Annotated in this window: 9 protein-coding genes; 3 read left to right on the top strand and 6 right to left on the bottom strand. The window is 31.4% G+C overall.

From position 1 onward, the window contains the following. Nucleotides 1–104 precede the first annotated feature (104 nt). The 6 genes from ACN5J3_RS13900 to ACN5J3_RS13875 all read right to left on the bottom strand — a co-directional run bounded on the left by ACN5J3_RS13900 (nt 105) and on the right by ACN5J3_RS13875 (nt 6,028). Entirely contained in the window at nt 105–527 is a 423-nt protein-coding gene (locus ACN5J3_RS13900) for a hypothetical protein (RefSeq protein ID WP_418512122.1), read from the bottom strand. A gap of 218 nt (nt 528–745) precedes the next feature. Next, the gene (locus ACN5J3_RS13895) at nt 746–1,690 is read right to left on the bottom strand and encodes a hypothetical protein (protein ID WP_344715950.1); all 945 of its coding nucleotides are present in this window, start codon (nt 1,688–1,690) and stop codon (nt 746–748) included. A gap of 5 nt (nt 1,691–1,695) precedes the next feature. After that, a complete protein-coding gene (locus ACN5J3_RS13890; protein ID WP_344715948.1) occupies nt 1,696–2,604 on the bottom strand; it encodes a DUF6175 family protein in 909 nt (302 codons plus the stop codon). A gap of 2 nt (nt 2,605–2,606) precedes the next feature. Next, nucleotides 2,607–3,098, bottom strand: a complete 492-nt coding sequence (locus tag ACN5J3_RS13885; RefSeq protein ID WP_418512121.1) for a hypothetical protein — start codon at nt 3,096–3,098, stop codon at nt 2,607–2,609. Between the two features lie 53 nt (nt 3,099–3,151). Beyond that, nucleotides 3,152–4,054, bottom strand: a complete 903-nt coding sequence (locus ACN5J3_RS13880; protein WP_334465537.1) for a CsgG/HfaB family protein — start codon at nt 4,052–4,054, stop codon at nt 3,152–3,154. 750 nt (nt 4,055–4,804) lie between these two features. After that, nucleotides 4,805–6,028: a LuxR C-terminal-related transcriptional regulator gene (locus tag ACN5J3_RS13875; protein ID WP_418512120.1), complete on the bottom strand. Its 1,224-nt coding sequence runs from the start codon at nt 6,026–6,028 to the stop codon at nt 4,805–4,807. Nucleotides 6,029–6,827: 799 nt separating this feature from the next. Here ACN5J3_RS13875 and ACN5J3_RS13870 point away from each other — a divergent pair. From ACN5J3_RS13870 to ACN5J3_RS13860, 3 genes are all read left to right on the top strand, one after another. Then, entirely contained in the window at nt 6,828–7,001 is a 174-nt protein-coding gene (locus ACN5J3_RS13870) for a hypothetical protein (RefSeq protein ID WP_334465532.1), read from the top strand. Nucleotides 7,002–7,106: 105 nt separating this feature from the next. After that, nucleotides 7,107–9,137 (top strand): tetratricopeptide repeat-containing sensor histidine kinase, encoded by a 2,031-nt coding sequence (locus tag ACN5J3_RS13865; RefSeq protein WP_418512118.1) that lies wholly within the window; start codon nt 7,107–7,109, stop codon nt 9,135–9,137. 79 nt (nt 9,138–9,216) lie between these two features. Next, a complete protein-coding gene (locus tag ACN5J3_RS13860) occupies nt 9,217–9,885 on the top strand; it encodes a response regulator (RefSeq protein WP_215926965.1) in 669 nt (222 codons plus the stop codon). Nucleotides 9,886–10,237 lie beyond the last annotated feature (352 nt).

The following is a 10,237-nucleotide window of genomic DNA, read 5'->3' as shown; positions in this document are numbered from 1 at the left end:
ATCAAAATGATCTATTAAAAATTCAGGAAGAATAAGTTTCAGTAGTTCTAGATAATTGTCCAAAAGTCTTTTTTTTTACAAAAATCAGAATCTTTTTTTAATCATCACACACAACTTTTAGCAATGACCCCTGCTCTTTTCTTTTTTTCAAGCTCGCTTTGGTGGTTTACAGCTTTTATTTTTCCGTTAGCGCTATCAATCCAAATTATACCATCATCTAACATTAAACCTCTCCAACCAATTTCTTCCCACTGATCTAGTGTTGAGTTTGTAATTAGTGCTACAAGTGTATCGTCAAAAACTTCAGAGAAGCGCAGTTTAAAATCGGCTTCGCTTTTAATGCTTGGTATGGGATATGTTCTTTCTAAGGGATAATTTATGAGCTTGGCTAATTGGTCTGTGTTTTTGGTTTTAAACAAGCTTATTATAGTGTTTATGTGGGCGTTTTTTTGTGTGTCAAGGGGTTTGCTCTGCGTAAAACCTATTGAGGTAATACATATTAATAGCGCTAAGAATTTGAACTTCATAATTTGGAATTTTTAAAAATATTAAACTTATACGTATAGATGGTTTATGGTTGCAGTTGTGGTTTTATATCAATAATAGTATTTAAGATTGCTGCTGTTTGAGAGGTTAAAATCAATACAAATTTGAGTGATAAGCACTAGTGAATTTGTAAATAAGCAAAGCCGACTCTAAATATGAATTGAGCCGGCTTTGCGTTGAATTAATAGACTTACTTAAATTATTTTTGAATGAAATCGAGATTTAAAATGTTGGCTAATGAGGCTAACATTCTAGTCTTTTCTATATATGACATTTTAGAGAACTTCTCTTTATCTTCCTCGTGAGAAGGTATAAATGCTTTAGCATCCTCTTTGTTTATTAGCTCCTTTACTTCTTGAGCCATTTTTATCGCTTCAGGATAACACGAGCTTTCCGAATCAATGTATATTAAACTAAATAAGGTTGAAGAATAATCCTTATATGATTTTTGAATACGTGCATGTTCAAGTATTTTTTTACAATTTGAATCTCTGTTATCTGTATAAATATTGGTGATTAAGCGTTCTGCATCAGCAAAACAACTCATATTTTCTGGAATGTACTTTAGCAACCCATAAGCCTTTTTGTATTCTTTCCTTTGAATATGAGTGTTAGCTGATTTAAGAATTTTAGCACAATTTTTTTCGTAATAAGCTAAAATATTCGCTTTAGCCTTTGTGAAAAAGTTTTGGAATTTTTGGCCTGAAGTTTTTATTTGCTTGATTGCTTTTGTTATTGCTTTTTCTGTGTCCTTATCGGTAACTATTATCGTTGTTTTAAACTGATTAAATGGAGTTTGACTTTCTGCATTTGTAATTGATAAATGCATTGCGATTTTAACGACTTTGACTGTTTCAATATCTCCAGCATTTCTTATGTCTACCACTTCGATGTAAGGAACAATATCAAAGGGAGCCTGGCTAGAGAGGAAGTGGTTCCCTTCGTTAAGTATGCCTCCCTGCTTGTAGCTCCCTTCGATTTTTTGTTCCAGCAATCTGTAATGTGCTTTAGTGACACTGCTTTTGGTTTTTGTATCTGGCATTTTATAACTAAAGTTAATGGCACTGTAATCTTGACCAAATCCTAAAGTGCTTGAGAAAGCAAAAGCCAAAAACAAAAACAAAGTATATGTTGTGCGCTGCATAAATACTATTTAATTGTAATAAACAAGTTCTGTCCTTTTATATTTCTAGAGGCAGAAACGTTATTAGCTTTTAGGAATCTAATGAGTTCACTTGCAAATCTATTTGGGTTATACGGTCTACCTGTTTCTTGATTAAAAAGTGGTATTCTTACCTCATTAAAAGCCATGGATTTCTCTGAGATTCCAGCTAAGTTAGCTCTTCCTTTATAGGCGTTTGTATAAATCCAGTCTTCAATAGCTTCATTTAAGAAGTCGCCGTCGCCTACTTCACTATCAAAATCAATTTCAGCATCTTCATGCAAATTGAGCTCAATTTTAATAGCACGTCCTATTTCTCTAATTTCATCTGTTTTTTCAAGAAGCATATTTAAAAACTCTTCTCTAATGCGGTCGTAGGCTTTTTCGATTAATTTATCATAATCTTTAGTGTTAAAACGACCGCTATTTTCTGATTGATTAGAGAAACTAGCTCCTGTGTGGGTTTCAAATGCTTGAAGTACTAAGGTTACACTTGCGGATCCAGAATCATCGGTTGTAAGTTGTGTGTCTACCTGCACATAAATATCAGTACCAGACCCAGCGATTAAATCGGCTTTAAAGTCTGCTTGCCTATCCATTTGAAAAGCACGATTAGACTCGGCAGCTCTTAGATTTGCAACAAAATCTACAGTCGTCCATCCACGTTGGTCAAAGGATTGTTTAACCATGGACATTGCAGAGCGAATGTATGGATTGTCGTCTAAGATTTTTCTAATGTCTTCACCTTCTTTAGTATAAGGTACAACCATTAATTTGGCTTGTGCTCTTGCGACTTCATCACTTTTAGTTGCTTCAATTTGAGCAAACGTTGAAAAGGTTTGAAAACAGCAGATCACTATTACTATTGTTCTTAAAAGATATGTTGTTTTAGTCATAATTAAAATCCTATTTTATTTAAAATTTTGTTGCGTTCTAAGTCTCTTCTTAAAAGATTGTAGTTAAGTTTAAACGTAGATGCTGCAGTTATACATTGTTTAATTGCATCTTCACAATCAAAGTATTCTACTTGGTTACTTGTGATGTATTGTTTGTAGCCTGATTTGTAAAACTGATCAAAAAATGCTTTGTTCTCCGTTTCAACGCGTTTTCCTTTTTTAATCATTGGGTTTTTCATATCTGTTCCTGGAAAGCCTATGTATAATAAATGTCGTATTGCTTTTTTTTGTGCGTTGTCTATGGCGTCTTGCTTTACTCTAAATTCATCACTAGATCCTAGTAAGGTTACAATGCCTTGGGTGTCATGTTCAATAAGTTGAGATGTTGAATATGGGTTAACCGACAATTCTGGTAATTCCGACGATTGTAAGCCTGAACGGCAGCTTGTTACTAGGATGGTTACAAGAATTGATAATAAGTAAATGTTTTTCATAATGTTAAGATTTAAAGGTTATTGGTTTGTTATAATGGTTATTGATTTGTTATTTATCTCACTAAGACTCCTAGGGGTTGTCCATTTTTAACGGCCTTTTTAATGTCTTTTTGGTTGTTTATTAAAGTGGCTACAGAAAAGTTTTGGTCATCTACTCTAATGACCCAAGCAGAACCAACGACTTCATTTCTTTCTATTTCCTTATCGCCCATAGTGATTGTAGAGGTTTTTACCACATCTATAATCTGACCAGCTTGCACTCCTGCGGCAGTTCCTGCTCCAAATGTAAATTCATGCTTTTCTTTCTTTTTCCAACCAATGATGTTAGCTGGTAACGGAAAAAGAGCTCTTGTGGCTTTAATGATATTATCACTTAATGGTATTAAAGCAAGATTAAAAGCTTCTGAGCTTGTGCTAGAAGAATCTAATAATAGCTTTTCTTTTTCTTCTAATCTTTTGTATTCGTCTTTAGAATAGTAAGGCTTTATTACTTTTTTAATGTCCTTGTTAAAAGGTGTAAATACAGAATTCACAGTTTCTGTGTGCAAGATTTCGCCAGTAGAAACGTCTAGCATTCTAATTTGAATATTAATGGTGGATGTCCATTTATTTTTCTTAATCTCAGAATTACTAATAGCAATAATGCTTCCGTCAACTAAATAACTAGCTCCTTTACCAAGCCCTTCTGCAACGGTATTTTCGCTATCCATAAAAGCTTCTGTTCTTTGAAGTTTCTTTTCTTTTTCAATTTCTTCTAATTTTTCTCTATCCACCACCGTGAATCTTTTAGAAGAAACAAAGCCATTGATAACTGTTTCTTGAATTATTTTGGCTTCATTGCTACTAATGGATTGTTCGTCATAAGACATCGGAAGAAATGCAATAGTGGTTTTGTTTTGAGCTTTAATAGCTAAAGCAGCAAACAGAAGACATAAAAAGGTAATTGTATTTTTCATATTTATATTATGTTAGAATTGGTGTATTTTTTAAAATTTTTGCATTAATGATTTAGCTTTATTCTTTAGGCTAAACTAGGCGTCTTTATCTGTAAGACGCCACTTATTCCTTGTCAAGAGCTATCAGATCTTGAAAGTTTGCGTATAGATTTCTTGTTTTTGAATAATTGTTTTAATTGACCCGAGATTTCAAATCTTTAAGTTGTTAATGGGTCTTTTTAAGCTGAAATAGCTTTTTATAAGTCTGGAAGTGCTTTCATGTTTTAAAAGATATAGGTTCATTGTGATTTAATTTGGTTGAGGCAAATATGATTTGATTTTTCAATAAAACGGAAAAAATGACGGGTAGTAAGCGTGTAGTTTTGGAAACTACCCATGGGGTAGTGTGTTGTTATGTGTTGATTTTTAGGTTTTTAGGCTTGGTTTGGTTGTGCTGGGGATTCTTTTGTGTGTCGTGTTTTGTGTTTTTATTTTATGAAAAACTCAGCTTTTTTGATGTAATTATATCGATGAAAGCTGTAAAAAATAGGTTGAAATCATCATTTTTGATAGTTATTGATTACAAAAATGATACGTTATTTTGGTGGTGCTATTCTTTATTGCCCTTAAATATTTTAAAAATAATGATGTAAATAGGGAGGAATCTACGGTGGTTTCCAGGATAACTTTTTATTATGACATTGTTATCATAATAAAAAACGCTTTTGACGGTTTTCTTGTGTCTAATATTTTAAGCCACTGTAAATTGGATTATAGTTCGTAGGTTTCTCGGAGTATGATGCGATTTTTTACACCTAAAAGTTCGTAGATAGCTTTTAGATGATATTTAACAGTATTTTCAGAAATATAAAGTTCAACTCCAATTTCTTTATTCGTTTTTCCTTCTTTAACTAATTTAATGACTTCGAGCTGTCTCTCGGTTAAATTATGTGATTCTAAAATATTTTTAGTGTTTGTTTTAGTATCAATTTTAGCAGATAAACGTTCAACTTCGTTACGTATATATTGATTTTCTCGTAATATTAATTTATTCTTTTGTTTATAAACACGTAATAATATTAAGAGTACAATGATTAATGTGATTATAATTGCAGAAATAACAACTAAGTAAATCTGCTGTTTTTTTTTAGCTTCTTGCTGAATTTTAAGTCTTTCTTCTTTGAGTCGGTTTTGTAAAGCTAAGAGCTTCTCGCTATGGTTGGTGAAATTGTACTGTTCTCTTTTTTCTGAAACTAATTGCTGTGTCTTTAAGGCGTTTTCATAGTCGTGAATGCGTTTATAATGTTGGGTTAAGCCTTCGTGTATTATAATATTATAGATTGGTACATCATGTTTTTCGGCATAATATAGACCCTTTTCAAAAGCTTGCATGGCTTTGTTGTAATCTCCAAGAGTTGAGTATAGTGTTAGCTTTGCTCTATATATATTAGGTAAGTGTTTAGGGTTGTCTTTTTCTAAAATTGATATGGCTAAGTCGTAATTCTCTTCTACTTTTTTGTAATCCTCATCCCAGAATGCCACAGCTCCTAATACGGTATAGTAGTGGGCAAGAGTTTCTCTAGTTAGGTGTTTAACAGTATTGTCGTCAAACTTTTCGAGAAGCATTACTACTGTTGATTGATCTTGCATGTCGAAATAAACAAACATTTTTTCGGCTAAAATTTTTGATTCTAACTCTTCTCTATGGGTAGATTTTTTGGCTTCTAATTCAGCTTGTTCAAGCTTATTAATGGTCATTACATAATTGTAGACACGCTTAAATGTATAGGCCATTTGAATGTAAGCATGAGCTTTGTCAAATGGATCGGATTTAGGATCTTGAACAATCTTGTCTAATTTTAATAAAGAGGTCTCGTACTGTTGTTGGTCGTTGAGTTTAGAGATTTCATCCTCTAAGGTAATGGGATCAATATGTTGTGCAATGATTAGAGCAGGAAAGCAGTAAAAGATAATTTTTAAATAGTGGAGCAGCATTAGTGGATAGGATATTTTAAATAGTGAATAAAGTTTTAATTATACACTTAATAAATGGAGTTTAATGTTCTGTAAGATTTTATTTGATAAACCTTAAATATATATAATAATTTTACTTAAAATTAATTTTCATATGCCATTTTCATTATGTCAATAAAGATTCACCTTGCGCTTTGGTTTTGGGTGACTTTTCTCTTTGTTAGACTGTATTTTGCTTGTTGTTTAATAGACTTGCTTAGGAGATTTTTAGCTTTTTTAATTTTGACTGACGAACTAAAAAAACAAATCTAAAAACACCAAAAGGGCCTATATTTTTTTTCTACTACGTTTTTAATATTGTTTTGTAAGTGTTATGCTGAGATCTTTTTTGCTTTATGAGTCATTGGCTTCTGGTATTGTCAAGTTTTTGAATTAAGCATTCATTTATTATAATAAAAAAATAGAGAATACGAATATTTTTTAGAGGTATAAAGTTCAAGTTATCAACAGGTTATGAACATGAAATGTGTTTTTGGTCGGACAATATCTACCTTTCGTCGACATATCGTTTGGAAATTTCGTAAAGATATGTATCTTTGTAGTCCTCAATAAGTCCTCAAATCGCTTATAAAGGAAAATTTTAATCCATTTTACTATTAGGCATTTGCTTGTCTAGAAAAACGTCCCTCGTTTTAATTTATAGTACAATTTTAGGTAGCGCCTAAAATAGTTAATAATCCATTCCCTTCCCTCAATGTAACGTTATGCGTTGCGCAGTTTAATGTTGACTATTTTGTAAACCCTAAATTTATATATACATATGAAAACCCTAAAAATTACTATTGCCCTAGTCGCTGTATTATTATTAACTGTATCTGGAGTACAGTCTGAAGCTGTTGTCGCTAATAATGATGAACCTACTTATAACACGCATGAGAATTATGATTTAATTGCGCACACAAAAAATAAAGTTAAGTTAAAGACTAACGGTTAAACCTTCGTCAAAAAAATATATTAATAATTAGCCCTAATTACGATTAGGGCTTTTTGCCTTCCATATATTTAATATACCTTTGAGTAAATACTTATAATTAAATTGTTGAGGGCTTTATTTTTAATATTATTTTTATGTACAAAAATTTATGGTCAGAACTCTGGCCGTAATACGATAGCGATTCAGGTAGATTCACTTATAGAAGAATCTAAGAAGTCTAATTATTCGCAAGAGGAACGCATTGCTATCAGTCTTCAATCCGTTGAGATTGCTAAAACTTCAAAAATTGATTCTTTAGTATTAAAAGCAAATCGAAATCTATCTTTAAAATATTTTTATGCAGAAGATTATGACAAATACATCTCTGTAAATCAATTCAATTATAAATTAGCTAAAAAACTTAAAGACACTTCGGCTCTTGCTGTATCTGCAGGGAATCTGGCGAGTTACTATAAGTTTGTTAAAGTCTATGATAGTTCTTTTTTCTATTTTTCTAAATCTCTAAAATATTATTCGACATTAAAAAATTATAAGGAAGAGGCGTATTCTTTAATGAGTATTGCAGATTTACAGTATAATGAGAAAGATTATACCTCGAGTGAAACCAATGCCATTCGGGCTATAAAACTTTTGAATGATTTACCAGAAAATGAAGATAATTTAGACGATTTATGGATCTTACATAATAGAATTGCCGGTATATTTTCGGAGCTTAATCAGTTTGATAAATCTATCCAATACCATGATAAGGCTATAGATATAGCTAACAAAATGAACGACGGTTTTCTTAATAGAGTTTTCTCTATCCATAATAAGGCATTTGTTTATAAGAAAATTGGAGATTACGATAAGGCTATTGAGTTGTATAGTAGTTTGTTGCCGTTGCGATCAAAGTATCATGAAGAGGATCCTACTTTTTATGCTTTAATTATGAGTAATCTTGGGCATACCCAACTGCTTAATGGCAATAGAAATTACTCAGAGCTTTCAAAAGCTTTTCATGAAGCACATGATTTAGCTGTACAGTATGATGATGATTTAATCAGGATTGCTGTAGATATTGATTTGTCTAAATTTTATCTCGAATTCGAGGAAAATGATTCAGCTTATATATATGCTGAGGGAGCTTATAACATATCCAAAAAGTTATATGCTAACAATTATACATTAGAAGCATTAATGCTGCTTTCAAAAATTAAAAAAGGCGAAGAAGGTAAACGTTATTTATATGAGTATATTAAGTTAAGCGATAGTTTAATAAATATAGAACGTAACGTTAGGAATAAATTCGCAAGAATAGAATATGAAACTGATCAGTTAGTTGCAGAAAACGAAAAAATTTCTAAAGAAAATTTATACTTACTTATCTTATCTATTGGTTTATTGGTAACAGCAATTTTAACTTATCTATTCGTTTCTCAACGTGCAAAAAATAGAAAGTTAAAGCTTATACAGGTACAGCAAAAAGCAAATGAAGATATTTATAACTTAATGTTAGTGCAGCAAGATAAAGTGGATGAAGCTAGAGCCAAGGAGAAAATAAGAATATCAAAAGAATTGCACGATGGTGTATTGGGAGGACTCTTTGGTGTGCGCTTAAGTTTGGATAGTATTAATTTTAAAGAAGGAAAAGAAGCTATGATGACTAGGGCTAAATATATTAGTCAGCTTCAAACTGTTGAACAAGATATACGTAAAATATCTCACGAATTAAATACTGATTTTGTAGCAGGATCTGGGTTTATGGATATTCTTACTGAACTTATTGAAAACCAAGCTGAAGCTTATAACTTAGAACATCAATTTAGTTATACGGATGATATTAGTTGGGATTTGGTGTCCAATAAAACCAAAATTAATATTTACAGAATCATTCAAGAGTCCATGCAAAATATCTATAAGCATGCTAATGCAAAAACGATAAAAATTAGTATTTCATTAGAAAAACACTTAATTTGCATAGATATTATTGACGATGGCAAAGGCTTTGATACTTCTAAAAGTAGAAAAGGTATTGGATTAAAAAACATGAGATCTCGTGTTGAAGATATTGAAGGTGAGATTTCATTTTCGTCCCAGCCATACAATGGAACACAAGTTAATGTTCAGATTCCCTATATAAACCAATCAGCATGACCCGAGCGCAAAACGAATTTCAATATTTATTGTAATACGTTTAGTGTGAGAATAACATGTGACCAAAAAAAATAACCACATGAATCATATCAACATTTTAATGGTAGATGACCACCCAATTATTATTGAGGGCTATCAAAATGTGTTAATGGCAACAAAGCAAAATGATCAAACTTTACATATAGATACAGCGCATAATTGTGACGAAGCAGTTATTATGATAGAGCGTGCATCAAAAAAATACCCATATCATGTTTGTTTTTTTGATATCAGTTTACCTGGATCAGAAGATGGCCAATATGCCTCAGGTGAAGACTTGGCTTTACTGGCAAAAAAATTAATGCCTAGAGCTAAGATTGTCATTCTTACCATGTTTAATGAAACGTTTAGAATTCATAATATAATTAAAGAAATAAATCCAGATGGCTTTCTTATAAAAAGTGATTTAACATCTATGGAATTGGCAGATGGTTTTCAGCAAATATTAAAATCTCCACCTTATTATAGTAGTACGGTTAATAATTATTTAAAGAAAACAATTTCTAGTGATATTTATGTTGATGATATTAATCGAAAAATTCTGCATTTGCTATCACAAGGTATTAAGACAAGAAGCTTAAATGAGTATGTAGATATTTCTACAAGTGCGATAGAAAAGCGAAAAAAACAACTTAAACTTTTGTTTTCTGTAGAAGATGGAAAAGACGAAACATTACTAAAAGAGGCCCGAGAAAAAGGGTTTTTATAAAAAAGAGATAAAATATGGCTTGTTTTTGATTAAAAAATACTCTTGAAAGCATTGTTAATGCTATAAACTACGGTTTCTCCACAGTAAGTTTACGGTTTTTCCACAGTAAAAAGTGAAAGCGCTGTCTTATCTTTACGCCATCAGCAAGAATTAATTAATCCCTCGTTAAGTAATTGTTGAATTAATAGCAAGAATTGAAACCTAGTCACATAGTATGCGGCTAGGTTTTTTTCTTATATAATGTTTTTAAGATTTAATACCAACTTGTGTTGTGTTGGGTCATTGCTAAAAGTTGTGTGTGATGATTAAAAAAAGATTCTGATTTTTGTAAAAAAAAAAAAAGACTTTTGGA

The sequence above is a fragment of the Corallibacter sp. genome, from assembly GCF_048381695.1.
GTDB lineage: Bacteria > Bacteroidota > Bacteroidia > Flavobacteriales > Flavobacteriaceae > Corallibacter > Corallibacter vietnamensis.
This window is presented reverse-complemented; position numbering and strand designations above follow the sequence as displayed.